Source organism: Streptomyces sp. NPDC102283 (assembly GCF_044766265.1).
In the GTDB taxonomy this organism is placed as follows: domain Bacteria; phylum Actinomycetota; class Actinomycetes; order Streptomycetales; family Streptomycetaceae; genus Streptomyces.
The window spans coordinates 23,645-50,320 of sequence record NZ_JBIWLQ010000034.1; the positions used below are offsets into that span (position 1 = coordinate 23,645).

Here is a 26,676-nt window from a genome sequence, read left to right on the forward strand (position 1 = left end):
TTTCCATGGCCAAGCGCATCGACATCAGCGGCCTCAACGCCTTCTACGGCAGCCACAAGGCCATCGAGGACATCTCGATGACCGTGGAGCCCCGCTCCGTGACCGCCTTCATCGGCCCCTCCGGCTGCGGCAAGTCCACCTTCCTGCGCACCCTGAACCGGATGCACGAGGTGACCCCCGGCGGCCGCGTCGAGGGCAAGGTGCTCCTGGACGACGAGAACCTCTACGACTCCAACGTCGACCCGGTCACCGTGCGCCGCACGGTCGGCATGGTCTTCCAGCGCCCGAACCCCTTCCCCACCATGTCGATCTTCGACAACGTGGCGGCGGGGCTGCGGCTGAACGGCAGCTACCGCAAGAGCGAGCTCAGCGACGTCGTGGAGAGGTCCCTGCGCGGCGCGAACCTCTGGAACGAGGTCAAGGACCGCCTCAACAAGCCCGGCTCCGGACTCTCCGGCGGCCAGCAGCAGCGCCTGTGCATCGCCCGTGCCATCGCGGTCGAGCCGCAGGTCCTGCTGATGGACGAGCCGTGCTCGGCGCTGGACCCGATCTCGACGCTCGCCATCGAGGACCTGATCGGCGAGCTGAAGGAGCGCTTCACGATCGTCATCGTGACGCACAACATGCAGCAGGCGGCCCGTGTCTCGGACCGCACCGCGTTCTTCAACCTCTCGGCGGTCGGCAAGCCCGGCCGGCTCATCGAGATAGACGAGACGGAGCGGATCTTCTCCAACCCGTCGGTCCAGGCCACGGAGGACTACATCTCCGGCCGCTTCGGCTGAGCCACCCCGGCCCACCCCACAGACAGCCTTGTGGTGCTGCATGGCGGTGCCACCGCAGGGCGAAAGGGTCCGCCCCCGTTCTCGCACGAGAACGGGGGCGGACCCACACGTGTAACCGACCCGGTCGCATCATCGCGACGCTGCGGCTCAGCCGAAGAGCAGGAGAACCGCTCCGTAGCTGAGCGCGGCGACCAGCGCCGCGGCCGGCATGGTGATGAACCAGCCCAGGATGATGTTCTTCGCGACGCCCCAGCGCACCGCGTTCACCCGCTTGGTGGCCCCGACGCCCATGATCGCTGAGGTGATGACGTGCGTCGTCGAGATCGGCGCGTGGAACAGGAACGCCGAACCGAACATGATCGAGGCGCCGGTCGTCTCCGCCGCGAAGCCCTGCGGCGGGTCCAGCTCGATGATCTTGCGGCCGAGGGTCCGCATGATGCGCCAGCCGCCCGCGTACGTGCCCAGCGAGAGCATCAGCGCACAGGCGATCTTGACCCAGACGGGGATCTCGTCGTTGGGGCCCTCGACGTCCGCGATGACCAGGGCCATCACGACGATGCCCATGGTCTTCTGCGCGTCCTGGAGGCCGTGGCCGAGCGCCATGCCCGCCGCCGAGACCGTCTGCGCGATCCGGAAGCCGCGCTTGGCCTTGTGCGGGTTGGACTTCCGGAATATCCACATGATGCCGACCATCACCAGATAGCCGGCGATCAGGCCGACGAACGGGGAGATGAACATCGGGATGACGACCTTCTCCAGCACCCCGGACCAGATGACGTCCGTGCCGCCGGCCAGCGCCGCCCCGACCATGCCGCCGAACAGGGCGTGCGAGGACGAGGAGGGGAGGCCGTAGTACCAGGTGATGAGGTTCCAGATGATCGCGCCGACCAGCGCCGCGAACAGGATCCCCATCCCCTTCTGCCCCACGGGCGTTGCGATCAGGCCCTCGCTGACGGTCTTGGCGACCCCCTGGCCCAGGAAGGCTCCGGCGAGGTTCATCACCGCCGCCATCGCCAGAGCCGCACGCGGGGTCAGCGCCCGGGTGGAGACCGAGGTGGCGATGGCGTTCGCCGAGTCGTGGAAGCCGTTCGTATACGTGAAGCCGAGCGCGACACCGATGGTCACGATCAGCGCAAAGGTGTCCACGAGGTTCAGGACTCCTTGACCGCGATGGTCTCCACGGTGTTCGCGACGTGCTCGAACGCGTCAGCCGCCTCTTCCAGCACATCCACGATCTGCTTGAGCTTCAGCACCTCCATGGCGTCGTACTTGCCGTTGAAGAGCTGGGCCAGCAGCTTGCGGTGGATCTGGTCGGCCTGGTTCTCCAGACGGTTGACCTCGATCCAGTACTCGGTGAGGTTGTCCATGGTCCGCAGCCCCGGCATGGCCTCGGCGGTCAGCTCCGCCGCCCGGGCCAGCACCTCGATCTGCTGCTCGACGCCCTTGGGGAGCTCCTGGACCTGGTAGAGGACGACCAGGTCGACGGCCTCCTCCATGAAGTCCATGATGTCGTCGAGCGAGGACGCCAGCTTGTAGATGTCCTCACGGTCGAACGGCGTGATGAAGGAGGAGTTCAGCTGGTGGAAGATCGCGTGGGTGGCATCGTCCCCCGCGTGCTCCGCTGCCCGCATACGCTCCGCGATCTCGACTCGGGAGGCAGAATCCGCCCCGAGCAGTTCCATCAGGAGTTTCGAGCCCGTGACAATGTTGTCCGCGGACGCGGAAAACATGTCGTAGAAGCTCGTCTCCCTGGGGGTCAGACGAAAGCGCACGTGGGGTCCTCGGGATGCTTTGGATTCGGTCAGGCTGATGCTAGGCGCATCATCCGGCCACGGCTAACCGGCGTTCTTCAGTGTCGCCCATCGGACACGACGATCAGCACGGACCCCCGGTCACGTTTCGGCAGGATTCGTTACGATATACCCGGCAGGGGTATAAGGACGGCAGGGTGCGACGGGTCGGGGCAGGGCGGCGAACCCGCCCGGCCCCGGCCCCGACGACATAGCAGCGGACCCGCGATTCCGCATTTCCGCGTTCCGACAGGGACACTTAGAGGACAACAACGGGAGGACGCAGATGACCACGACCGGGACCACAGGGACGGAATCAACGGGCGTGGCGGCCCCGGACGCGGGGGCGACCGCGCCTGTGGACATCGTCACCGACCACGACCGCGGCATTCACGGCTACCACCACCAGAAGGACGAGCACCTCAAGCGGCTCCGTCGCATCGAGGGCCAGATCCGCGGCCTCCAGCGCATGGTCGACGAGGACGTCTACTGCATCGACATACTCACCCAGGTGTCGGCGTCCACCAAGGCGCTCCAGTCCTTCGCCCTCCAGCTGCTGGAGGAGCACCTGCGCCACTGTGTCGCCGACGCGGCCGTCAAGGGCGGCGGGGAGGTCGACGCGAAGGTCGAGGAGGCCACGAAGGCCATCGCCCGCCTGCTCCGTACCTGAGGCGCGACCCCGTGCGCGGTGGCGGTGCGGAGGGAGCGGGCGTCACCCCCGGCGAGCGGCCTGCCGGGGGACCGTCGCCCAGCACTCCGCACCGCGTACGTCGAGGACTTCGTCGATCCGGTCGCGGCTGAGGCGTTCCTCGCCCGCCGCCGACGCGGCGATCATCAACTCGCCGCACAGCTCGATCTCGTCGAGGGCCACACAGTCCTGAGCGTTCGGAGCGCTGAGCGTCACCACCTGCGTCACCTCTCTCTGCCGTCTCCCGGCCGTCACCGGCCCCTGGCACACCGGCTTCCCAGCCTAGGGAGCGGGACAGGCGCCGCGCATGGCACGGACGGACCATTTTGCGCCCCCTCACAACCGGCCCCACCACCCGGCCCGTTCCGGCCTGTTGGCCGGTTGGTCAGCCGGTTGACCGCTTGACCGCTTGACGATCGATCGGCCGATCGGCCGGTCCTGGGCTCACCCCTGCCGGATCTCGCCGGTGTAGATGGCGTCCTCGTCCGGCAACGTGACCGTGACCGGCAGCCCGAACCCGTACAGCAGCAGCGTCGAGACCACCGACACCTCCGGGCCCTCGGCGGAGAAGGTGAACCGGAGCCGGACCTTCCGCAGGCGGCCGTCCTCGTCCAGATAGGCGTCGAACGGGACGGCGTCCTTGCTGAACCCTTTCGCCGCCGCGCGCAGGGCCCCGCGCGACTGCGGCGACGCGGCCCGGGCAGCCCGGCCCAGATCCGCGACCCCCCGGTAGTGATGCACCGTCACCCCGGCCAGCTCGGAACTCCCCGCGTAGGTCACATCGGCCGCGCCGCGCAGCAGTTCGGCCGCCGCCATCGGGTCGGTGACCCCACCGGTGAGGAGGTTGCCGTCCTTCAACGTGGTCGTGTCGATCCTGACCCACTTGTCGTCGGGCACCCCGGCGCCGCGGTTCTTCATGTACAGCGTCCCGGGGGCCAGCAGCTCGGTGATCGGCCGGTGGCCGTCCGCACCCGCGGCCTCCTCGGGCAGCACCACCTTGAGCCGCCCCAACTGCCGGCGGAAGTCGTAGGAGCCCTGCCCCCGGATCGTCACCCGCGTCCCGCCGGCCGCCGTCTCCATCGACGTACGGGTCTCCGCGCCGCCCGCCTCGACGAGGACGTCCGCCGCCCGGCCTAGCAGATCGAGCGGACGATCGGCGGCCACGGAGCGCTGCCCGGAACCGTCGCTCGCGCCGCTCCCCCCGTCCCCGCCGAGGCACCCCGCGCTGACCGCGATCGCCCCGGCCACGGCGAGGGCGCGAACAGCACGGGCCCCGCCTCCGTCCCTGTACTGCTGCACCACCATCGCCTGCCAACCCCCAACGACTACCGCCCGGCCGAGCCCTCACCCGCCCCGCATAACGACGGCCGCCGCCCCCCGTCACGCGCCCCCGGCGCGTTGCGGCCCGGCGGGGGAGCGTGGGCTCCGTCTCCGGTTCGGCGCCCTGCGGGCGGAGGCCCCGGGCGCGGCCCCCCGTTCGCCGGCTGTGGCCAGTACCGTGGTCGGGTGCATGAGGATCCCCCCGCCCCGGCCCGCACCACCACCCTCCGAGCCCGCGTCCGGGCAGCCCCGGCTCCCGTTCCGTCGGTGGCCCGCGTCGTGGCCCCGGCGGGCACCGCCGCGGGTCCGCCGCCCGCCTCCGCCCCGGCTTCCCCTCCCCCTCCAGGCCCGCCGCCCGGGCACAGCGCCACGACGATCGAACGCGGCTCGTTCTGCCTGGCCCGCTGCACCTGCGGCTGGTCGGGACCGGCACGCAGGTCCCGGGACCTGGCCCGTACCGACGCCGCGAATCACCTCGCCACCCCCTGACCCACACGCCGCGGGACCTGCTCGAAGCACGATCCCCCCGGACGCTCACAGGCGTCCGGGGGGATCGGGAGAACCGTTCGATCAGCTGAGGAGAAGGGCGAGGGAGAGCGGCCGGAGTACGGAGGCGGGACCGAGGTCGACCGAGATCGACGGGGGCTGCCGGGGCTGACGGAGACCGTCAGGCGGCCAGGTCCTTCTCCCCCGGGTCGCCCCGTCCGGAACCGGGCCTGGGCTCGGGGATGCCCCTCGACTCACCGTGCTCGTCCGCGTACGCGACGGCAGCGCTCTTCGACCGGACGAACCAGCCCACACGCGGCGAGCGGGCGACCGCCGCCATCAGCGGGGTCAGCAGGGCCATGGCGAGCGGGGCCAGGAGCAGGGTGACAGCCGTACCGAGGGCGAACCCGCCGATCACGTCGGTCGGGTAGTGGACGCCCATGTAGACCCGGCTGAAACCGGCGAAGAGCGCGAGGCCGATCGCGACGAAGCCGAACTTCCGGTTCGCCACGAAGATGCCGACCGCGATGCCCATCGCCAGCGTGGAGTGGTCGCTGACGAACGAGAAGTCCGTCTTGCCGTGGATCAGGACCTCAAGGCCGTCGTGGTCGAAGAACGGCCGCGGCCGTTCGACGAAACCGCGGATCGGGACGTTGATGAGGATCGCGATGGCGGCGGAGAGCGGCGCCCAGACGATGGCGGCGGCAGCCGTCACCGAGTCCTCGGCCGTCCCGCGCTTGCGCATGCTCCACCAGCACCACAGGCCCAGCAGAACCAGGCCGAACATGATCCCGTACTCGCCGACGAACTCCATGACCCGGTCGAACCAGGTCGGAGCGGCCTTCGCGAGACCGTTGATGTCGTAGAGCAGACTGACGTCCGGGTTCGACCCGTCGAGTTCGAGTCCAGCCATCTGCTGCGGCCCCTTGCCTTGTCTGCTTCTTCTGCTGCGACGCGCGTCCTTGCACGCCGCCGTGGTCGAACCCCCGTGTCCGGTGCTGTCCGCTACCGCACTGCACAGCATCGCTGTACTGCATCACCGCGGCGCATGGTCAGTGCGCATGCCGTTCCCGTCCCCCGTCCAGGGAACGGCCCGGCCGCCGTGTGCGTTCCGCTCTCCACCGAATGATCACCATGACGTTATCGAAGAGTGACTCGTCATCGCAGCTCAGGGCCCAGGCTTCACAGAGAGTTCCGGCCACGGCCGACTGCCCGTCAGCACCCTTGGCCGCTCCGGAAGCTCCGGACGGTACACCCGTACGGCAGCGCCGGGAGAGACCGGGGGACGCCGAGGGGCGTGCGGGAAGGACATCCGGGAGACATCCGTCACCCTGTGGGCAGATCCGTCGGAAGGGCGGCGGCACCGTCCTTGGTGACCCGTGTAGCACCGAAGTAGTCCGGAGTATCGATCTTGTCGAACCGGATGACCGATCCGGTGAACGGCGCGTTGATCATATAGCCGCCTCCGACGTACAACCCGACGTGGCGGATCGCACGGGAGTTGGTGAGGTCGTCGGAGAAGAACACCAGATCTCCTGGGAGCAGCTCGTCCCGCGAGGGATGCGGGCCCGCGTTGTACTGGTCGTTGGCGACGCGCGGCAGCTCGATGCCGACGGTCCGGTACGCCGCCTGGGTCAGCCCCGAACAGTCGAACCGGCCCTGCTGCTCCGGCGTCCCGTTGCCGCCCCACAGATACGGCGTGCCGAGCCTCTTCTGTGCGAAGTAGATGGCCCCGGCGGCCTGCCGGGAGGGCGCGACACGGCCGACGGGCCGGGCGAAGCTCTTCTCCAGCGAGCGGATGATCTTGACGTAGTTCTGCGTCTCCCTGTACGGCGGGACACCGCCGTACTTGATCACCGCGTAGGCGCCGGCGTTGTACGCGGCGAGCATGTTGCTCGTCGGGTCGCCCGGCACCTTCTTCACGTACCCGGCGAGCTCGCAGTCGTACGAGGCGGCCGAGGGGATCGCGTCGGCGGGGTCCCACACGTCCCGCCTGCCGTCGCCGTTGCCGTCGATCCCGTGCGTGGCCCACGTACCGGGGATGAACTGGGCGATGCCCTGCGCGGCGGCGTGGCTCTGCGCCTGCGGGTTCCAGCCGCTCTCCTGGTACAACTGCGCGGCCAGAAGAGCCGGGTTGATGGCGGGGCAGAGATTGCCCCACTTCTGCACCAGCGGCTGGAACCGCGCCGGGACCGCCCCTTTGGCCAGCGCGACGGCACCACCGCCCCCCGACCCGGCGAGACCGGCGGCGGCCGAGTACGTACCGACGACGAGCAGCGCCAGGAAGCACATGACCATGCCGACGCCGATGCCACCGAACACCCAGAATTTCCGCACCCCTCAACCATCCCCCATCGGGGCGCGCTTCAGAGCCGTTTTCGACGGTGTGTACGAGTCATCCGCGGCACACCACCGGCGCACCCGAAGCACACGGGGGCGCCGGCGGCTCACCGGCACCAGAGGTGACGCGGCCTCAGCCGCCCGTCCCCGACCAGAAGTCCGAGCGGACGTTGGGCCGGGGCAGCGGATAGACGTCCTTGTACGCCGGACCGTTCGGCTCGGCGGTGGGAGCGGCGACCTTCGACTCCTTCACGCACGGGCTGTCGGCCTCCAGGAAGGCCTGCCCCTTCCCCCGGAAGGAGACGCTGACACCGAACCCGCTCTTCGTGACCGCGTAGACCGCGGGGAACTTATCGTCCTTGTTGACCGCCTTGATCCGGTAGTCGTGCTTCCGCCAGAACGTCTCCGCACGGTCCAGGAACGTCTGACGGAGTTCAGGGGAGACGACGGTCATGACGGCCCGCCGACGGGTCACACCGCAGGCGCGGGTGGTGGTCGGCCCGTGCGCCCACCGCACATCGGGGTCGATGCCCTTCAGGACCGCGTCCAGCATCGCGTCGGACTGCTCGGCAGCCTCCTGCATGTCCATCCCGCGCTCCTTTCCGGTGCTCACGCCGCCGTCGCGCGCGCTTGCGTCCTCACGCCCGCACCCCGACAGCGCGACCCCCAGGGCAAGGACCACCGCGCCGAGGGGCAGAGCCCGCTTCGCTCGACTCACTTCGGTTCCTCCATCTTGAGCCGGTCGGCGTTGCCCGACACGATCAGGGCGATGCTGTCCGCGGACACGGCGTCGCGTTCCGGGCTGAAGTAGTTCGAGTGCGAGTCCAGACTGATGCCGCTCCCGCTGACGAGCGGCGGACCGTCGGCCACCGGGAAGCGCCGCGCCCCGAACGCCTTGCTCGCCGGATCCTTCCCGAACCACAGGTCGTCATCACCCGGATCGGCCAGATCGCCGGCCAGATAGGCCCCACCGGGGCCACCCAGGGCCAGCCCGATGCCGCCCACCACCACCTGGGTCTTCGACGGCAGCTTGGTCACCGGGTCGTTGGCGGCTGCCCCCACGAAGACGTGCTCGCTGCCGACGCCGAGGTCCACGGCGTGGTCGACGCCCACCCCCGGACTGCCGACCAGGATGATGTCGTCGACCCCGGGAATCCCGCCGGGCCGGGCCGCCGCGGCGCCCACGGTCCGGGACCCGTAGGAGTGCCCGATGGCCGTCATGTGCGGGTCCTTGTTCTGGTTGGTCACGGAGATCCCGCCCATGAAGTCGCGGTAGGCCGCCCCGCCCTTCTCCGCGCGTCCCGTGCCCATGACGGCGAAGTAGCCCGCCGCCCCGTCCTTGTCCGGCAGCTGCGGCGCGTCGTACCCGAGCCAGACGATGGACGCCGTGGAGTCGTCGTACCCCTGCGCCCCGATCGCGGTGTCCCGGGCCCGCCCGAGGTCGTTCTTGGCGAACTCCTCGTCGAGCGAGGTGTTGAGCCCCGGTACGTACGCCGACACGTGCTGGGAGGCATCGGGGTTGCCGAACGAGACGATGGCCCGCCCGTTGCCCTCGTCACCGATCCCGATGAGATACATGGGCGGCTTGCCGTTCTCCTTGAGCTGCCGGTCGATCTCCCGCAACCCGGCCAGCTGGTCGCGGGCCTTGTCGGTGTCGACCCCCTCCAGCTTGTCGATCAGCGCGGGGAGATTCCTGCGGTTGGCGGCGTCGCGCGCGAGGACCGGGATGCCGTCGAGATTGCCGATCCGCTCCGGGACCAGCTCGATGTACCGTTCGCGCTCCTCCGGCGAGAGCCCGTCCCACCAGGCCTTGTTCCCGGCGGGCGTGGCGTTCTGCGGGATCCGCCCGCTCAGGTGCGCGCGTTCGGCGTCCCGCACCTCGGCGTCGACCCGCGCACCCGAGCCGGGTATCGCGAGCCCTGCGCCGGCCCCGCCGACCGCCTTGTTCCAGTCCCAGACGGCGCCGACGTAGTCGCCCCGATCCCACTTCTCACCCGCGCCCTGGGTGTCACGCCCCCACTGGTCGACGATGCGCCGACCGCTCTCGCCCGGCCGCAGGACCGCGTCGACGACCCCTTGCACGTCGCCGCCCAGCCCGTCCCCGAGGAACCCGTCGAGGAACCCGCCGCCGTTGGGGCCCGCGGGTCTACCCGCGTCGACCGGCACGATGGCGTCGCTCGGGGGGAAGAGGTCGCCGCCCTGGTCATCACCTTGTTCGCCACCCTGGTCGCCGCCCTGGGGGGACGAGGCATTGCCCTGGGGACCGCCGCCACCGCTGCCGCTGCTGCTGCCACTACTGCCGCCAGTGCCTCCGGTGCCTCCGGTGGTCGCGGCCTCTCCGGTGGCGCCGCTGGTACCGGTGCTGCCGGTACCACCGGTGAGGCTGGACCCGTCACCGCCGACGTCACCGCCGCCACCAGCACCGCCATCCGCACCGGCGCCCGAAGAATCACCGGTACCGGCATCGCTGCCGCTATCGCCACCGGTATCACTGCCACTGCCGGTATCGCTGCCGCTGCCGGTATCGCTGCCGCTCGCGCTGCCGTCGGCGCTTCCGCCACCGGCCACGACGTCATGCCCCGGCGCCGGGCACGAGCCACCGGTGAGTTCGCAGATCGCACTACGGATCTCCGCGGTGAGCTGTCTGCCTGTTCCGGTGGCCATCAGCCCGCCGACGAGCGCGACGACCACGAGGACGAGGCCCAGATACTCCAGCGCGGTCTGCCCACCGTCGCGACGAAGCTTCATCATCCGGGCGAAGCTGAACAGCCGTTGCTCGGCCCGCTGCTCCAGACCGCTCCGGAACCAACGACGACTCCCCTGCCGGCACAGCAGCACGATGGCGGCCACCGGTATCACCAGCCGGGCGACACCTCCCGCCCCGGCCCCACCGCTCAACTCCGCGAGGGCGCCGAGGACGATCCACGCCTGAACGGCGAGAAGCCCGTACCAGACCCGGACGCCGCCCTTACGGACGTACAGCGACAGCACGAAGGCACCGATGCCGGGTAACGACGCGTACAGCAACAACCCGAGAAGGTACCCGTCGACCGCGTCCACCGAGGACGCCGTCGACAGGGCCCTGATCGCGCCCACCAGGGTGGCCACGAAGAGAACGTGAAGAAGGATCAGCACCGCCTGCAACGGCCGGGGCATCAACCGCCCCGAATCCGCTACGGCAGCGCTTACATCGACGCCGACAGGGACCGCGCTTCTTCGTATGCCGGACAAGAGCAGTCCCCTACCTCGTGAGTGGGCGGAACGGGCGACAGTTCAGTCACTCCGCGTATGCGACCACACGGGCAGGGGACACGACATGGGCCCCAGGACCCAATGCAGGGCTCAAAGCCCGCACACACCGGCCCAGTTGGGCCAACTTGCCCCGATCAGGACCCGCTCGCCGCACCCTCGGGGGCACCTGCCGACCAGAAGTCGGAGTGGATGTTGGGGCGGGGGATGAGCCGCGCTTCCGGATCGAGGAACGCGGTGGGAGGACTGGTGGAGTCGGCAACCTCGGAACGGCGAACGCAGGGGCTGTCCACGGTGAAGTGCACTTGGCCCTTATCGGCAACCGTCAGACTCACTTGGAATCCGTCCTGCGTCTTCACGTAGATCGCGGGAGCGTCGACATGGCTGTTGATGGACGTCACTCGATAGCCGCTCTTTCGCCAGAACCGATCCACCACCCCCAGAAAGCTTCCTCTCCGCTGGGCAGAGACAACCGTCATGACCGTCCGTCTCCGAGTAACCGTGCAGTTCCCCGCAGTCGTCGGCCCGTGAACCCAGAGCACACTCGGCTCGACCTCATCAAGAACGCTGTCAAGCATCTCATCAGCACGCTCAGCCGCATCCTGCATATCCATATCTCCGCCCCGATCCTCTGAACATCCTGACAGCAACACCCCCGAGAGGATGACCAAGACAAACAATCGAGCCCTATCCATTAACGTGGCTCTTCTCTCTGAATCCTGTTCGGGTATCCCGCGGCGATCAATGCCATATTCTCGACCGACGTTCTATCTACCTCGGGGTCAAAGTATTCCGAGTGGGCATCGGTCGTGACTTTCCCTTCCCCGACCAGCGGCGACCCATTCCCTACCTCGAAACGCTGAGCTCCGAAAGCTTCGCTGGCCGGGTCCTTGCCGAACCAGACATCATCACCCCCTCGGTCTGCCAAACCGCCGAAGACATGGGCTGCAACTGGTCCGCCGACCAGCATCCCAGCCGTTCCTACTGCGAACTCGCCCTTCGTTGGAAGTTTGGTCACAACATCGTTGGCAGCAGCCCCGACGAACACGTGGTCACGCCCTACCCCCAGCTCATCAGCACTGTCGACTCCCACCCCCGGGCTTCCCACGAACACAATGTCGTCAACACCAGGAATTCCACCGTGTTGCTGCGTAGCCGCCCCTACGGTCCGCGAACCGTAGGAGTGACCAATAGCCGTCAAGTGCGGATCCTCGTTGTCATTGGCCACCTCAATTCCGCCCATGAATTCACGGAAGGCCTGGCCACCCTCATCTGCTCTGCCATCCGCAGCGACTGAAAGAGTGCTGAGACCGTCCGGCGACTGCGGCGCGTCATACCCGAGCCACGTGATGGCAGCGGCAGGCGCACCATGCTGATTCGCGGCGATGGACAGATCACGCGCCCGCTTCAAATCACCGCCAGCAAAGCCCACATCCAACGAGGTATTCAACCCCGGAACATAAGCCGCCACATTCCGCGCCGTATCAGGATTCCCGTACGAGACGATCGCCCGGCCATTCCCCTGATCCCCGATCCCGAGCAGGTACATCGGCGGCTCCCCCGCCCGCGGCACAGCCCGCAGCTGCCGGTCGATCTCCCGCAGCGCCGCGAGCTTGGTCGCCGAATCCCCGTCGTCCCGCCCTTCCAGCTTCCCCATCAGCAACTGAAGGTTGTCCCTGTTCGCCGCATCCCGTACGAGGGCCGGAAGCCCGTCCAGGTTGCCGATCCGATCCGGGTACACCGCGAGGTACTCCTCGCGCTGTTCGTCCGTCAGGCCGGCCCACCACGCCTTGCGCTCCGCCGGACTCGCATCGTGCGGGATCGCGTTCTCCAGGTAGCTGCCCGCCGCCTGCCGCACCGCCGCCGCATCGGACGCGGCGTCCTTCCACGTCGCGGCCGGGACGCCCAGGCCCTCATGCGCCCTCAGCGACCGCAGGATCCTGCTGTACCGCCAGTCCGCGTCAGCCGCCGTCCGCACAGCCTGCGCCACCCGGTCCGCGATGTCCTGGGCCTTGCCGGCGTTCGGGTTGGGCGCCACGAGCCCCGAAGGGGTGACCATGCCCGGGTTCGGAACCCCGGACGCCGTCCCGCCCGCCAACGGCTTCCCGTCGACCAGGCCCTCGCCCGCGGCCGGATACGTCACCGAACCGTCCGCGTGCACCGTGAACCCCAGCGCCGCCGCATCGTCCAGCGCCCCCTGCAACACACGCTGCTGGGCCTTGATCTCATGGGCCAGGCTGTTCAATGTGGTCCGCAGCAGCCCGCACTCGGTATAGACGTACTGGAAGTTCGTCCCCAGCCTGCGCAACCGCCCCACGGCCGCGTCCACCGCCTCCCCCTTCTGCGTGTCGTGCAGGCTCGGCAGGAGCTGGCCCTCGATGCGGTCCCGGGCCGCGTCGGCACGGTTGCTCACCCGCCCCCAGCCGTCCGCCGCCCCCTCCAGTTCGGCGCACTTCACCTCACGTAACGCGCTCCAGGTCAGGGCGGAACCCGCGCCTCCGCTCCGCCCACTCACCACGCGCCGACACCACCCGACGTCTTCACCCCGTCGAAGCCGCTTTTCACCGCCTCGTTGACTTGCGCCTGGCCCCCGACGACGGCCCGCAGTTTCCCGGCGAGGCTCCCGCACTCGCGGCGCGCCTCCTCGATCCGGCGCTCCCACGAGGCGCGCACGGCACCCAGTTCGGCCAGCGCGTCCAGCGCTCCGGCCCCGGCGATCACGCCCCGGTGTGCCGCCTCCAGCTCACCCTTCACCGGGCCGAGGTGTGTGACCAACTGGTCGGCCGCAGCGGCGGCCCGAAGCCACGGACCGCCGCTGTGCCTAAGATCCCCACCCTCGGCCGCCCCCGCCGATCCGGCCGACGCCCCCAGCCGCCCCCAGCCATCGTCCGGCTGGCCGACCACGGTTACTCCGCCCACACCGCTCACCCCGTTCCTCCTGATCGTGGAGCGGCACTGTGCCAAATCCGCGGTACGCGACATGCCGTACGCAAAGCAGCTGAGCCCCGGCGTCGTACGCCCCCGGTCCCATGAATCCCGGCCGGGCAGAGCACGGCACCCTTGCCTGTGGCGCCGCGCGGTTCACCCGAACGAAGGGGGGCCGAACGCAAGCCCCTCGCCGTCACTCAGCCCCTCGCCGTCACTCAGCCGCACGGCTGCACGGCTGCACGGCTGCACGGCTGCACGGCTGCACGGCGAACGTGCCGCGTCGGCTGCGGCTGCGGCTGCGGCTGCGGCTGTGTCAGCCCGCCCCACACCTCCTGTGTCTCCACTCACTCCCAGCGCGCGTTTTCCCAACCACACCTGACGAAGCATCGAACATGAGGCCGACCGGCGCACCGACGGCTCTCGAACGGCGCATACGAACACGCCGTGCCCCGCGAACGCTGCAACCGCGTCAGGAACCCATGGCCATCGTCGTTGCCCCTGGTCACACCCCGTGATACACAGAGTAACTGGGCACATGCATGAAGAACCAGGACGAGCCGCAGGTCAGGACGGCCACCCCGGTCAAACGTGCGAGATCCGGGTAAAGAGACCCGGGAAGGCGTCGTGCGAGCACGGTTTCATCAGCGAAGATAGAAGGCGACCCGTGGCCGTACGGCACGGGCAGCGAACTACCCAACAGGGGCGGTGACTTACATGATCCTGGCAGCAGAGAAGGGCGACATCACCACCATCATCGGCGGAATCGCTCCGGACTGGGGGCCGTTCGGGACGCTGGGCAACGAGGCGCGCATCATGATCGAGGTGGTGATGGCCATCGCCATTCTGCTCTGCCTCGGCATCGCGATCTGGGGCGCGGCAAAGCAGCGCATCGGAGCGACAGCACTCCGCGACACGTTCAGCGCGGAGCAGGGCAAGGGCCTGATCGTGGCAGGGCTGACAGGGGTCTTCATCATCGGCTCCCTGGGGACCCTGTTCACCATCGTGTACGGAATGGCTGTCTGACCAACCGCCGGCCACCCCCTCCGGGCCGTCCCAGCCCGCTCCCCACCATCCGCCCGTCGCGCCCACCCGGCTGAGGTTGCGTTTCCCTGATGTCGAGTCACCACACCGCGCTCAAGCGGCAACCAGCACAGCTACCGTCGTCCTGCGCGGATCTGCACACGACCGAGGGAGCGAACGCGGCATGAGTCCCGGCGACGAGCACGACTACCGCGGCAAGGACCAAGGGAGCCGCACGGACGACCCGTACAGCACCCTCGGCGGCACCCGTCAGACCCGCACCCGTCTCCCCGACGGCGACACGGGACTCCCTCACGCGCGCCGCCCGGTCCGCAACTCCCGCTCCCTCGTGACGATCACCGGTGTCGTGGTGCTCCTCGTCGCCGCCATCGCATTCGCCAACCGCGGCGGTGGCAGCGACGAGGACGCCGCCCCGGACGCCAAGAAGCCCGGAACCACAGGAAGCGCCCCCACTGCGGCCACCGGCACCAAGCCCGTCCAGGGCAAGAACGGCACGATCGCCTCCGGCTTCGCCCACGACGAGCAGGGGGCGCAGAGCGCAGCGGCGAACTATGCGGTGGCGCTGGGGTCCGCGGAGATGTTCTCGAAGGAGAGCCGCCGCAGCATCATTCAGGCAACGCATGATCCAGCGGTGGCTCCGGAGCTTCAGGACAACCTGGATCGCGCCTATTCTCAGGCTTTTCTAAAGAATGTCGGCCTCAATGCCGATGGCAGCACGCCCACCGGGCTGGCTTTCGTCTCACGGACCGTCCCGGTCGGCACGAAGGTCGTCAAGATGGAAGCCGATGCCGCCACGGTGGAAGTCTGGTCCACCGGCCTCGTAGGACTGGCCGGACAAGGCTCCACCAAGCCTGTGACCGAGACCTGGTTCACCATCTCGCAAGAACTCAAGTGGGTCGGGGGCGACTGGAAGATCTCGTCGTCGACCCAGACGGAGGGACCGACACCGGTCAACGGTGACAACCGTGCCTCCACGGCCGACGAGATGGCCGCAGCGGTTGACGCGTACGGAGGCTTCACCTATGCCCGATAGCCGCCGATTCCGTCTCCCAGCGCTGATCGGTGCTGCAGGACTGGTGCCTGCAGCACTGGTCGTCATGGCACCACGCGCCTCCGCGGCTCCCACACCGACGCCGTCTCCCGGCGAGAGCGAAAACCCCTGCGACCTCATTGTCGGGCTCGCCCGGGACTACTGCGAGGACGGCGACAACGCTCGCAGCGGGTCACGCGCCCCGAACGACATCGATAATCCCACTGACCCCCTCTCCTCCCTGGCCCGAGGATGCGCCGACGCCGCCTCCTGGATCGTCGGCAAGCTCAGCGAGGCCGTCGAGTCCACGGCCAACGTCGACTTCACCAACCCCAAGTTCCTCCAGCAGTACGCCGTCATCTTCGCGGCCTCCACCATCCTCACCCTCGTCCTCTGGCTCCTCGCCGTAGCCAAGCGGGCCATCCGCGGCGTCCCCCTCACCACCGCGATCTCCGAGGCCGTCGGCTTCCTCTGGCTCACCGTCCTCGCCTCGGCCTTCACCCCGCTGATCCTCTACACGATCGTCTCCGCCACCGACGGCGTCACCGAGGTCATCTCCTCCGCCACCGGCGGCCAGACCGACGTCTTCTTCGGCTCGTTCGCCGAAGCCCTCAAGAAGGGCGAGGACATCGGCGGCGGGCCGATCATGCTGATCGTCGTCTCGCTCGTCTCGATCCTCGCCGCCGGCATCCTGTGGCTGGAGCTCGTCATCCGCGCCGCCCTGCTCTACGTCGGCGCTCTCCTCGGGATCGTCGTCTACGCCGGCCTCGTCGACAAGAACATGTGGGGCCACGTCCGCCGCTGGGCCGGCATCATGATCGCGGTGATCATGGTCAAGCCGGTCATCGTCATCGTCCTCGGCCTCGCCGGAGCACTCTCCACGGGCGACGGCCCCGACGCCTTCTCCGCCGTCGTCTCCGGCCTCTCCATCATCCTGCTGGCCATCTTCGCCTCCGCCATGATCTACCGCTTCGTCCCCGGCTTCGGCGACGAGATCCAGGGCGCCCGCACCAACCGCAAGCAGGCCACCGACGGCGCCCAGGCCGCCGCCATGATCAGCTCCCCGGCCGCCCTCGTCTCCCAGGGCATCAAGACCCACAGCGGCCGCAACGACCAGAACAGCGGTGGAGGCGGAGGCGCCCGCCCCGCCAACCCGGCCAGCGGCGGCGTCGCCGCCCACAGCTCCCGCACCACCGGCGGAGGCGGCGGATCCGCCGCCCCCTCGCCCCGCAGCGGGTCGGCACCCACCTCCGGAACCCCCCACAGCAGCCGCTCCTCCCGAGGCGGAGGCGGCTTCGGCACCACAGGTAACTCGAACACAGGAGGTGGAGGGCGTTGACGACCCAGTCCCACACGATGACGCCCCGCCGCACGTATCTCATCGGCCGCGCCCGGCCGAACGCGATCGTCGGCAAGAACCGCGAGACAGGCGAGATCGCCCTCATCATCGCCGGCGCGTTCCTCGGCATGATGAGCGGACTCCTCGTCCCGGTCCTCTCCCTCCGCATCGTCTGCCTCGTGGGCTTCCCGATGCTGGCCCTCGCCATTGTGTACGTCCCGTACAAGGGCCGGACCTTCTACAAGTGGTTCGAGATCAACCGCAGCTTCAAACGCTCCCTGCGCCGCGGCACCGCCTACCGCTCCACCGCCATGGAAGCGGGCGTCAGCAGCGACGGCCGTGAGGTCGAGATCGGCCCGCCCCCCGGCATCGGCCGGATCAGCTGGCTCGCCGCCCCCTTCGGCCCCGACGAGATCGCGGTGCTCCTCCACGCCGACCGCCGCACCGTCACCGCCGCCATCGAGATCGAGGGCCCCGGCGTCGGCCTCCGCGACAGCGAGGACCAGGAAGCCCTCGTCGACCGCTTCGGCACCCTCCTCAAGCACGTGGCCAACGGCGACGGCTTCGTCACCCGCCTCCAGATGCTCGCCCGCACCCTCCCCGCCGACCCCGACGCCCACGCCAAGGACGTCGCCCAGCGCGGCGACAAGGCGTCCCCGGGCTGGCTCCAGGAGTCCTACGACCAACTCCAGTCCATGGTCTCCACCTCCAGCGAGCAGCACCGCGCCTACCTCGTCGCCTGCATGCACTACAGCCGCGAGCTGGCCGCCGAGGCCAACGCCATGGCCCGCGCCGCCCGCCCCCACGGCGGCCGCAAGCTCGACCGCGACGCCGGTCTCGCCGTCGTCATGGCCCGCGAGCTCACCGACATCTGCGCCCGCCTCGCCGAGGCCGACATCCGGGTACGCCAGCCGCTCGGCCAGAGCCGCCTGGCTTCCCTCGTGCACTCCATGTACGACCCCGACCACGCCATCGACCACATCCAGGCCATGACCAAGCGCAACGCCTGGCCCGCCGAGTTGGACGCGGTCGAGCCGACGTTCCTCCAGGCCAAGACCCGCGAGTCCACCACCCGCGCCCCCTGGTGCCACGCCACGGCCTGGGTGAAGGAATGGCCGATGACCCCCGTCGGCGTCAACTTCCTCGCCCCGCTCCTCGTCCACACGCCCGACGTCATCCGCACCGTCGCCGTCTGCATGGACCTCGAACCCACCGAGGTCGCCATCGAACGCATGCTGACCGAGAAGACCAACGACGACGCCGAGGCCAGCCGCCAGGCCAAGATGAACCGCACCGTCGACCCCCGCGACATCGCCGCACACGGCCGGCTCGACCAGCGGGGTGAAGATCTCGCCAGCGGTGCGGCCGGAGTGAACCTCGTGGGGTACATCACGGTGTCGTCGCGCTCACCCGAGGCCCTCGCCCGCGACAAGCGCACGATCCGCGCCTCGGCCGGCAAGTCGTATCTCAAGCTGGAGTGGTGCGACCGCGAGCACCACCGGGCCTTCGTGAACACGCTCCCGTTCGCCACCGGCATCCGCCGCTGACGCGCGGGTCCCGTCACGGCGCCGCTGACGCGCGGGGCCGCCGCGAAGCCCGATCACAACCGCCCCACCCCGAACGACACGTACCGAACGGCACCTACCGAAAGGCGCCTACCGAAACCGAAGTGCCGAAACCGAAGTACCGAACCGCACCTACCGAAGCGCACGTACCGAACCGCACACCCCGCAACAAGAGAGGGCACCCCCACCATGCGAGACCCCCTGTCCGCATTGTCGGATGCCTTCACCTCCTTCCTCTTCGGCAAGGTGGAGACGACCCGCCTCCCCGTCCGTACGTCGACGGGCCAGGCCCAGGCCGTCTACCTCCCCACCGCCGCCCCCGGCCTCGGCGACTCCGGCGTGATCATCGGCCGCGAGGTCTACAGCGGCAAGGGCTACATCTACGACCCCTTCCAGCTGTACGGCCAACAGCTCCCCGCCCCCCACTGGCTCGTCCTCGGCGAGTCCGGCAACGGCAAGTCGGCGCTGGAGAAGACCTACGTCCTGCGCCAGCTCCGCTTCCGCGACCGCCAGGTCGTCGTCCTCGACGCCCAGGGCGAGGACGGCGTCGGCGAATGGAACCTCATCGCCCAGGAGCTGGGCATAACCCCCATCCGGCTGGACCCGACCGCGGCCCTCAACGGCGGCATCCGGCTCAACCCCCTCGACCCCTCCATCACCACCACCGGCCAGCTCGCCCTGCTCCGCACGATCATCGAAGTCGCCATGGGTCACGGGCTCGACGAGCGTTCCGGCTTCGCCCTGAAGGTCGCCCACGCCTACGTGACCGCGACCAACACCGACCGCCAGCCGGTCCTGATGGACATCGTGGAGCAGCTGCGCCACCCGGAGCCCGAGTCCGCCGAGGCGATGAACGTCGACATAGACGATGTACGGGCCTGGGGCCTGGACGTCGCCCTCGTCCTGGACCGCCTGGTCGACGGCGACCTGCGCGGCATGTTCGACGGGCCCACGACCGTCGGCATCGACCTCGACGCGCCCCTCATCGTCTTCGACCTCTCGCACATCGACCGCAACTCGATCGCGATGCCGATCCTGATGGCGATCGTCGGCGTATGGCTGGAGCACACCTGGATCAGGCCCGACCGCAAGAAGCGCATCTTCCTCGTCGAGGAGGCGTGGCACATCATCAACTCCCCCTTCGTCGCGCAGCTCTTCCAGCGCCTCCTGAAGTTCGGACGTCGGCTCGGCCTCTCCTTCGTCGCCGTCGTCCACCACCTCAGCGACGTGGTGGACGGAGCCGCGGCGAAGGAAGCGGCGGCCATCCTCAAGATGGCCTCCACCCGCACGATCTACGCCCAGAAATCGGACGAGGCCCGAGCGACCGGTCGGGTCATCGGCCTGCCCCGCTGGGCCGTCGAGATCATCCCGACCCTCACCCCCGGCATCGCCGTCTGGGACGTCAACGGCAACGTCCAGGTCGTCAAACACCTGATCACCGAGGCCGAACGCCCCCTGGTCTTCACCGACCGCGCCATGACCGAGGGGTCGACGGACGACCTGCTCCCCGAGGACATCCGCGCCGCCGAGCTGGAGGCGGAACAACGGGCGGCCCGGATCGAGCACCAGCAACGGATGAACGAGTCGTCAGAGTCAACGGTGGCTTGACATGGCACGCCAGCCGGCACGCGGCCGGGGCCCGGCCCATCACGACGGACACGACCGGCCCCAGGGCGGCGGCATCCCGGACGGCCTGCTGATCGGCCTCCTGGGCCTCCTCTTCGCCGCCACCCTGGTCGCCTGGACGGCCACCGGCCTGGCCGGGCTCTTCGCCCACGGGTCCTGGCCGGACGGCGTGACGTTCACCCGGTCCCCGCTCGCCCTGCGGGAACTGGCCACCGCCCCCCAGGACCTAGCCGCCGCCTGGCCGGGGACACCCCCGGCGCAGCTCTCCGGGTACGGCTTGTTCTGGGGCCTGTTCATCGGCGAGCTGATGGTGCTGGTGGTCCTCGCGGTGTTCACGCTCGGAGTCGTGGCCCGTGGCCGTGCCGTACGGGAACGGCGCCGCGAGGAACGAGCCTTCGGAGCGCAGGAGAAGCAGCCGCCCGCACAGAGCCGGCCCCCGATCCAACCCCAAGCACCGGCTCCGGCACCGGACCCGACACCGACACCGACACCGACGAAGACTCACCCCACCGCATCCGCAAGCACTCCCGCGGCCACAAAGACACCCACCCCCTTCGAGCCCCCCGAGCCTCTCGAGACCCCCGAGACATCCAGGACCTCCGAGATGTCCCCGGAAGTCGCCCCCTCCGACCCCTCTCACCTCCTCCCTCCCGCCCTCTCCCTCCCCTCCCCCCGCACCCCCCTCCTCGTCTACGCCGCCGCTTCCGCCCGGCGCCCCACCGTCGTCCGGGCCGTCCAGGACGCCGAAGGCCCCGCCCTCGTCGTCACCTCGGACCCCACCGTCTGGGCCGAGACGAAAGACGCCCGCGCCAAGCTCGGCCCGGTCCTCGTCTACGACCCGGGCCACCTCTGCGACACCCCGGCCCGCCTCCACTGGTCGCCCACCGCGGGCTGCGAGCTCCCCGACGTCGCCGCCGCACGCGCCGCCGCCCTGCTCGCCCCGGTACGCCCGCAGGCCTGGATCGACGCGGCGGTGGCCGACACCGCGCAGACGCTCCTCCAGTGCTGGCTGCACGCCGCCGCGGTGGACGGCCGCCCCTTCCGCCAGGTCCTCCGCTGGGCCTCCGGCTCCGGCGCCCACGAACCGGTACGCCTCCTCCGTACGCACCCCAAGGCCGCGTCCGGAATCGCCGGGCTGCTGGAGTCCGCCCTCACCGCCTATCCCGAACGCCGCGAAGTGGCCCAGGAACTGACGGTACGGGCGTTCGCCGCACTGTCCACGGTGCACATCCGCGAGGCCTGCACGGCGAACCGAGCGGATTCCCTCGCGCTGGAATCTTTTGCGGGCGAAGGGGGAACGCTCTATCTGGTGGGCGAATCCATCGAGGATCCCCGCTCCCGCCCCGGCGCGATGCCCCTCCTCACCGCGCTCGCCGCAGACGTGGTCGAGCACGGCCGCCGCATGGCCGCACGGTCATCCGACGGTCGGCTCGACCCACCAATGACGCTCGTCCTCGACGACATCGCGGCCGTGGCGCCCCTTCCCCAGCTCCCGGAACTGCTGGCGACCGGCCAGAACCGAGGCATGCCCACCCTGGTGCTGCTCCGCTCCCTGGAGCAGGGACGGGCCCGCTGGCAGGAACGCCTGCACGCCCCCGCCCCGGGCCCCGACTAGACGAAAGCCAGACGAAAGACAGCGGAGCGCCCGCCGGACGAAGGCACCGGAGCGCCGCTACTCCTCGCGCCCGAGGACGTACTCCAGCTCCACCTCGCCCGGCCCGCCCGGGGCCGGAATCCGCTGCCCGGAGGGGGCGAATCCGAACCGCCGGTAGAAGGCGGCGGCCCGCGGGTTCTTCTCGTGCACATAGAGGCGCACCCGCTCCAGCCGCGGCGAGGTCAACGACCAGGCCCACGCGACGGCCTCCCGGAACAGCGCGTCCGTCACCCCGGTCCCCCGCACCTCGGGCCGGACGAACACACCGACCAGGTGCGCCTGGTCCACCCCAGGGGCCTCCCCGAAGCGCACATCGTCCTCCGCGCTCTCGACGAGCACGGTGACCGACCCCACCCACGCCCCCTCGGGTGACTCCGCGACGAACTGCCGGACACGATCGCCCCCGCCCTCGGCAGCGGCCGCGGCACGCTCCTGCCAGAAGGCGTCCGGTTTCGCCGCGGCCTCCTCGTACGACTCCAGGTACGCCACCGGGGCCGCAGGGTCCCGCAGAGCGTCCAGCCGCAACTGCCTGACCTGCTGCCATTCATCGGCCCGCACCGCACGCATCACGTAGTCCATCCCCCGATCCTCACCCCCGCCCGCCCGACGTTCAACCGACCAACCCCACCGCGACCGCCGCCACCACCGGGGATGCCCACGCCACCACCACCCACAAAGCGACCGACACCGACCCCACCTCACTCTCACGCCCCCACACCCCACACCCCACACCCACCCTCCCCACCCGTCGTACCCCGGTACTACGCCTCACGCCCCACATCCAGCCCCCGGTCGGACGACCGGGCCGGGCCGGCTCCGTAGCGTCGACCGCATGATCAAGGCACACGGACTCACCAAGCGGTACGGCGACAGAACCGTCGTCCAGGACCTCGACTTCACCGTCCACCCCGGCACGGTCACCGGCTTCCTCGGCCCCAACGGCGCCGGGAAATCCACGACGATGCGCATGCTCCTCGGCCTCGACGCCCCGACGCACGGCCGCTCCACCGTCAACGGGCGCTCCTACGCCACCCACCCCGCGCCCCTCACCCAGGTAGGCGCCCTGCTGGAGGCCCGGTCCGTCCACCCGGGCCGGTCCGCTCTCAACCACCTGATGGCGCTCGCCCACACCCACGGCATCCCGCGCCGCCGCGTCGAAGAGGTCATCGACCTCGCCGGGCTGACCGACGCCGCCCACCGGAGGGTCAAGGGCTTCTCCCTCGGCATGGGCCAGCGGCTCGGCATCGCCGCCGCACTCCTCGGCGACCCCGCCACCGTCATCCTGGACGAACCGGTCAACGGGCTGGACCCCGAGGGCGTCCTATGGATCCGCACCCTCCTCACCTCCCTCGCCGCCGAAGGCCGCACGGTCCTCGTCTCCTCCCACCTGATGAGCGAGATGGCCCTCACAGCCGACCACCTGATCGTCATCGGCCGCGGCAGGCTCCTCGCCGACACCACGGTGGCCGAGCTGATCCGGTCGGCGGGCGGGGCATCCGTCAAGGTCGTCACCCCGCAGCCGGACGAACTGAGCGCACATCTGAAGGGCCCGGGCGTGACCATCACCGCCGCCCGCGTCCCCACCGCCGAAGCCCCGGCGGCCCACGAACTCCGGATCCGAGGAGTGGACGCGGCGCACATCGGAGGCGTGGCCACAGCCCACACGATCACGCTGCACGAACTGACCCCGCAGACCGTGTCGCTGGAGCAGGCGTTCATGGACCTCACCCAGGAATCGGTGGACCACCGGCCGCAGCAGCGTTCACCGGCGACTCCCGCCTCTTCCCCACTCACCGGAGCAGCCGCATGACCACGACCCGGCCCACCCTTCAGTCTCATGGCCCGACCACACCGCCGTCACCACCGTCACTGTCACTGTCACCACGGTCACTGTCACCATCACCGCAGTACCGCATCACCGCGCCCCGGATCCTGCGCTCGGAATGGCACAAACTCCACTCGCTGCGCTCCACCTGGATCAGCGTCGCCGCGGCGGTCGTGATGGTCCTGGGCGTCGGACTGATCATGGGCGGGACCTACACCTCCGGCGGCGGGGACTCCGACGTCGACACGATCGTCCTGACCCTGTACGGCAGCCTGCTCGGCCAGCTGTGCCTGATCGTCCTGGGCATCCTGATGACCGCCGGCGAGTACGCGACCGGCATGATCCGCTCCTCGCTCACCGCCGTACCCGCCCGGCTCCCCGTCCTGTGGGCGAAGGCCGCGGTGTTCGCCGCCACGGTCTTCACGGTCATGTTCGCGACGGCTCTGGTCACGTTCGCGGCGGCGCAGGCCTTCCTCCACGACACCGACCAGGCCGCCTCGCTCACCGACCCGGGCATCCTGCGCGCCCTGGCGGGGAACGCGGCCGCGCTCACCCTGCTGGGCCTGCTCGCTCTCGGTCTCGGCGCACTGCTGCGCTCGGTGCCCGGCGCGATCGGCGCGTTCATCGGCGGGGTGATGATCCTGCCGGAGATCCTCGGGATGCTCCCGTACGACGCCGTCGAGCGCGCCATCATGTACTTTCCCACCCAGGCCGCCGGTGCCCTGGGCTCCGCCACCCCCATCCCCGGCACCGTCTCCCCCGGCCCCGCCCTGCTCGCCCTGTCCCTGTGGGCGGGCACGACACTGGCCGCGGCAGCGCTGGTGCTCAAGCGCCGCGACGTCTGACCCACGAGGAGCGACCAGGTGACGGACCACCCCCGGACCGCCGGCACACCCTCGGCGCCCGACGCCGCCCCAGCACCACCCCCGCCCCCTGCCACCGACGGCACGGCCCCTCTCACCCGGATCATCCGCGACGCCCTGGACCGCCTCCGCGCCTTCGACCGACGCCGGCCACGGGTCTGGGACGCGGCGGTGACCGGGTTCTGGGTCGTGGCTGCGGTGCTCGACTACACCTCCGGCGGCTGGCGGAACGTCGCACGCGACGACGTGACGGCGTCAGAACCGCTGGTGCTCCTGATGAGCCTCTGCTTCTCGCTACCGCTGCTGTGGCGCCGGACGCACCCCATGGCCGTACTGGTGCTCATGGCCCCGGCGTCCCTGGTGAACATCTGGACGGGCGCCGTGGTCCAGGCCGCGCTCCTCCAGCTGATCCCGGTGTTCCGGACCGTCCTGCGCTCCTCCTTCCGTACGGTCGGGGCCGCGGCTGCGCTGTTCCTCGCCCCGGTCGTGGCCGTCGGCGTCCGCATCCCCTCCGTCTGGGGCCAGCAAGTGGTCTCGTACGTCTGGGGCCTGCTCTTCGTCGTCCTGCTGGGGATCGCGGTACGCACCCGTCGCGAATACACCGAGGCCCTGGTCGAGCGCGCCCACCGGCTGGAACACGAACGCGACCAGCAGGCCCGGCTCGCCGCCGCTGCCGAACGCACCCGCATCGCACGGGAGATGCACGACATCATCGGCCACAACCTGTCCGTCATCACGGGCCTGGCCGACGGCGGCGCGTACGCGGCACGGAAGAACCCGGAGCGCGCGGGCCAGGCCCTGGAAGCCATCGGCTCCACCAGCAGGCAGGCCCTGTCCGAACTCCGCCGCCTCCTGGGCGTCCTGCGCGACGACCGCCCCGAGGCAGAGCGCGCCCCGCAGCCGACGCTCGACGAACTGGCCCCCCTCATCGAACGCGTACGCCGGGCAGGCCTGCCCGTCCACCTGGAGCTCCACGGCGAACCCCAACCGCAGTCGCTCACCCCGGGCCGCCAACTCACCGTGTACCGCGTGGTGCAGGAAGCCCTGACCAACACCCTCAAGCACGCCACCCGGCCCACGTCCGCGACGGTCACGCTCACCTACGCACGCACCCACCTGGATGCCCGCATCACCGATACCGGCACCGGAACCGGCACGACCGCGGACGCGGAGGGAGCCGCTCTGCCGGCCCAGGGCATCATGGGCATGCGGGAACGCGCCGCGCTGTACGACGGCACCGTCGAGGCCGGCCCGCTGCCGAACCACGGCGGATGGCAGATACGACTCCGCCTTCCCCTGGAGGACACGCACTCGTGACGACCGTACTCATCGCGGATGACCAGCCGATGCAGCGCTTCGGCTTCCGCATGCTGCTGGAGAGCCAGGACGACATGACGGTCGTCGGCGAGGCGGGCAACGGCACCGAAGCCGCCGGCCTGGTCGCCCGCCACCACCCGGACGTCGTCCTGATGGACATCCGCATGCCGGGCCTGGACGGCATCGAGGCGACCCGGCGCATCACCACGTCGGGAGCCAGGACCCGCATCCTGATCGTCACGACGTTCGACCTGGACGAGTACGCGTACGAAGGTCTGCGCGCCGGAGCCAGTGGCTTCCTGGTCAAGGACGCCCTGCCCGAAGAACTCCTCGCCGGTATCCGCGCGGTGGCCGCCGGTGACGCGGTGGTCGCCCCGACCCTGACGCGCCGCCTCCTCGACGCCTACGTCCACCACCTCCCGGCCACACCCGGCGCACCGGCCGCAGCCGACCCGCGCATCACCGCGCTGACGGAACGGGAACGGGAGATCCTCACCGTGATCGGCCAGGGCTGGTCCAACACGGAGATCGCCGCCCGCCTCCACCTCGCCGAGTCCACGGTGAAGACGCACGTGACCCGCATCCTCGCCAAAACAGGCGCGAGGGACCGTGTCCAGGCGGTCATCCTGGCCTACGACACCCGCCTGGTCGCCCCGATGTGAGCGCTGTATGGACGGGACGGATCTCCTGGCCCGCTGATCCGTCCCGGAACGCAGAAAAACCCCGCACCAAAAGGTGCGGGGCTTTCCCGGAAAAATTGTTCGGCGGCGTCCTACTCTCCCACAGGGTCCCCCCTGCAGTACCATCGGCGCTGAAAGGCTTAGCTTCCGGGT

Annotated in this window: 25 protein-coding genes and 1 rRNA gene; 13 read left to right on the top strand and 13 right to left on the bottom strand. The window is 69.9% G+C overall.

The window, feature by feature from the left end:
* The first annotated feature begins 5 nt into the window (after positions 1-5).
* Positions 6-782: a phosphate ABC transporter ATP-binding protein PstB gene (gene pstB / locus ACIRJT_RS37705; RefSeq protein WP_403918837.1), complete on the top strand. Its 777-nt coding sequence runs from the start codon at positions 6-8 to the stop codon at positions 780-782.
* 147 nt (positions 783-929) lie between these two features.
* On the opposite strand, the gene ACIRJT_RS37710 is transcribed toward pstB, so the two are convergent.
* Positions 930-1,928, bottom strand: coding sequence for an inorganic phosphate transporter (locus ACIRJT_RS37710; RefSeq protein WP_007449360.1), 999 nt, complete (start codon positions 1,926-1,928; stop codon positions 930-932).
* A 5-nt stretch (positions 1,929-1,933) separates the two neighbouring features.
* Complete coding sequence (locus ACIRJT_RS37715; protein WP_007449359.1) at positions 1,934-2,554, bottom strand: DUF47 domain-containing protein; 621 nt, start codon at positions 2,552-2,554, stop codon at positions 1,934-1,936.
* Positions 2,555-2,858: 304 nt separating this feature from the next.
* Here ACIRJT_RS37715 and ACIRJT_RS37720 point away from each other — a divergent pair, with 304 nt between their 5' ends.
* A complete protein-coding gene (locus ACIRJT_RS37720; RefSeq protein WP_403918841.1) occupies positions 2,859-3,242 on the top strand; it encodes a metal-sensitive transcriptional regulator in 384 nt (127 codons plus the stop codon).
* Between the two features lie 42 nt (positions 3,243-3,284).
* Here ACIRJT_RS37720 and ACIRJT_RS37725 read toward each other — a convergent pair whose 3' ends face one another.
* Both ACIRJT_RS37725 and ACIRJT_RS37730 read right to left on the bottom strand, forming a co-directional pair.
* A complete protein-coding gene (locus ACIRJT_RS37725) occupies positions 3,285-3,488 on the bottom strand; it encodes a hypothetical protein (protein WP_403918843.1) in 204 nt (67 codons plus the stop codon).
* Positions 3,489-3,704: 216 nt separating this feature from the next.
* Positions 3,705-4,565, bottom strand: coding sequence for a hypothetical protein (locus ACIRJT_RS37730; RefSeq protein ID WP_403918845.1), 861 nt, complete (start codon positions 4,563-4,565; stop codon positions 3,705-3,707).
* Between the two features lie 201 nt (positions 4,566-4,766).
* Here ACIRJT_RS37730 and ACIRJT_RS37735 point away from each other — a divergent pair, with 201 nt between their 5' ends.
* Entirely contained in the window at positions 4,767-5,069 is a 303-nt protein-coding gene (locus ACIRJT_RS37735; protein ID WP_403918848.1) for a hypothetical protein, read from the top strand.
* A 178-nt stretch (positions 5,070-5,247) separates the two neighbouring features.
* Here ACIRJT_RS37735 and ACIRJT_RS37740 read toward each other — a convergent pair whose 3' ends face one another.
* The 7 genes from ACIRJT_RS37740 to ACIRJT_RS37770 form a co-directional block, all read right to left on the bottom strand.
* Entirely contained in the window at positions 5,248-5,979 is a 732-nt protein-coding gene (locus ACIRJT_RS37740; protein WP_403918851.1) for a phosphatase PAP2 family protein, read from the bottom strand.
* 413 nt (positions 5,980-6,392) lie between these two features.
* A complete protein-coding gene (locus tag ACIRJT_RS37745; protein WP_403918897.1) occupies positions 6,393-7,388 on the bottom strand; it encodes an NlpC/P60 family protein in 996 nt (331 codons plus the stop codon).
* Positions 7,389-7,539: 151 nt separating this feature from the next.
* Positions 7,540-8,124 carry a hypothetical protein gene (locus tag ACIRJT_RS37750; protein WP_403918853.1) on the bottom strand — a complete coding sequence of 195 codons (585 nt, stop codon included), beginning with the start codon at positions 8,122-8,124 and terminating at the stop codon, positions 7,540-7,542.
* Positions 8,121-10,562 (bottom strand): alpha/beta hydrolase, encoded by a 2,442-nt coding sequence (locus ACIRJT_RS37755; protein ID WP_403918856.1) that lies wholly within the window; start codon positions 10,560-10,562, stop codon positions 8,121-8,123. Before ACIRJT_RS37755 ends, ACIRJT_RS37750 begins: the two co-directional genes overlap by 4 nt.
* A 230-nt stretch (positions 10,563-10,792) precedes the next feature.
* Positions 10,793-11,269 carry a hypothetical protein gene (locus tag ACIRJT_RS37760; RefSeq protein ID WP_403918858.1) on the bottom strand — a complete coding sequence of 159 codons (477 nt, stop codon included), beginning with the start codon at positions 11,267-11,269 and terminating at the stop codon, positions 10,793-10,795.
* 80 nt (positions 11,270-11,349) lie between these two features.
* Positions 11,350-13,170: an alpha/beta hydrolase gene (locus ACIRJT_RS37765; protein ID WP_403918900.1), complete on the bottom strand. Its 1,821-nt coding sequence runs from the start codon at positions 13,168-13,170 to the stop codon at positions 11,350-11,352.
* On the bottom strand, positions 13,167-13,574 hold the full coding sequence (locus ACIRJT_RS37770) for a hypothetical protein (protein WP_403918861.1): 408 nt from the start codon (positions 13,572-13,574) through the stop codon (positions 13,167-13,169). The genes ACIRJT_RS37765 and ACIRJT_RS37770 overlap by 4 nt, the downstream gene beginning before the upstream one ends.
* A gap of 723 nt (positions 13,575-14,297) precedes the next feature.
* Here ACIRJT_RS37770 and ACIRJT_RS37775 point away from each other — a divergent pair.
* The 6 genes from ACIRJT_RS37775 (at position 14,298) to ACIRJT_RS37800 (ending at position 21,799) form a co-directional block, all read left to right on the top strand.
* Positions 14,298-14,606: a hypothetical protein gene (locus ACIRJT_RS37775; RefSeq protein WP_003968086.1), complete on the top strand. Its 309-nt coding sequence runs from the start codon at positions 14,298-14,300 to the stop codon at positions 14,604-14,606.
* A gap of 181 nt (positions 14,607-14,787) precedes the next feature.
* On the top strand, positions 14,788-15,657 hold the full coding sequence (locus ACIRJT_RS37780) for a hypothetical protein (protein WP_403918864.1): 870 nt from the start codon (positions 14,788-14,790) through the stop codon (positions 15,655-15,657).
* On the top strand, positions 15,647-16,993 hold the full coding sequence (locus ACIRJT_RS37785) for a hypothetical protein (RefSeq protein ID WP_403918867.1): 1,347 nt from the start codon (positions 15,647-15,649) through the stop codon (positions 16,991-16,993). Before ACIRJT_RS37780 ends, ACIRJT_RS37785 begins: the two co-directional genes overlap by 11 nt.
* Positions 16,990-18,540: an SCO6880 family protein gene (locus tag ACIRJT_RS37790; protein WP_403918869.1), complete on the top strand. Its 1,551-nt coding sequence runs from the start codon at positions 16,990-16,992 to the stop codon at positions 18,538-18,540. The genes ACIRJT_RS37785 and ACIRJT_RS37790 overlap by 4 nt, the downstream gene beginning before the upstream one ends.
* 207 nt (positions 18,541-18,747) lie before the next feature.
* Complete coding sequence (locus ACIRJT_RS37795) at positions 18,748-20,166, top strand: ATP-binding protein (RefSeq protein ID WP_403918872.1); 1,419 nt, start codon at positions 18,748-18,750, stop codon at positions 20,164-20,166.
* A 1-nt stretch (position 20,167) separates the two neighbouring features.
* A complete protein-coding gene (locus ACIRJT_RS37800) occupies positions 20,168-21,799 on the top strand; it encodes a type IV secretory system conjugative DNA transfer family protein (RefSeq protein WP_403918874.1) in 1,632 nt (543 codons plus the stop codon).
* Between the two features lie 57 nt (positions 21,800-21,856).
* On the opposite strand, the gene ACIRJT_RS37805 is transcribed toward ACIRJT_RS37800, so the two are convergent.
* Positions 21,857-22,417 (bottom strand): GNAT family N-acetyltransferase, encoded by a 561-nt coding sequence (locus ACIRJT_RS37805; protein WP_403918877.1) that lies wholly within the window; start codon positions 22,415-22,417, stop codon positions 21,857-21,859.
* A gap of 253 nt (positions 22,418-22,670) precedes the next feature.
* On the opposite strand from ACIRJT_RS37805, the gene ACIRJT_RS37810 reads away from it, so the two are divergent.
* Genes ACIRJT_RS37810 through ACIRJT_RS37825 form a run of 4 tightly spaced genes read left to right on the top strand, consistent with a single transcriptional unit; the run spans position 22,671 to position 26,505 of the window.
* Positions 22,671-23,648 (top strand): ABC transporter ATP-binding protein, encoded by a 978-nt coding sequence (locus tag ACIRJT_RS37810; protein WP_403918879.1) that lies wholly within the window; start codon positions 22,671-22,673, stop codon positions 23,646-23,648.
* On the top strand, positions 23,645-24,508 hold the full coding sequence (locus tag ACIRJT_RS37815; protein WP_403918882.1) for an ABC transporter permease: 864 nt from the start codon (positions 23,645-23,647) through the stop codon (positions 24,506-24,508). Before ACIRJT_RS37810 ends, ACIRJT_RS37815 begins: the two co-directional genes overlap by 4 nt.
* 18 nt (positions 24,509-24,526) lie before the next feature.
* A complete protein-coding gene (locus ACIRJT_RS37820; protein WP_403918886.1) occupies positions 24,527-25,843 on the top strand; it encodes a sensor histidine kinase in 1,317 nt (438 codons plus the stop codon).
* Complete coding sequence (locus ACIRJT_RS37825; RefSeq protein WP_403918889.1) at positions 25,840-26,505, top strand: response regulator; 666 nt, start codon at positions 25,840-25,842, stop codon at positions 26,503-26,505. Before ACIRJT_RS37820 ends, ACIRJT_RS37825 begins: the two co-directional genes overlap by 4 nt.
* A 97-nt stretch (positions 26,506-26,602) precedes the next feature.
* On the opposite strand, the gene rrf is transcribed toward ACIRJT_RS37825, so the two are convergent.
* Positions 26,603-26,676 (bottom strand): 5S ribosomal RNA (gene rrf / locus ACIRJT_RS37830); the annotation flags it as partial.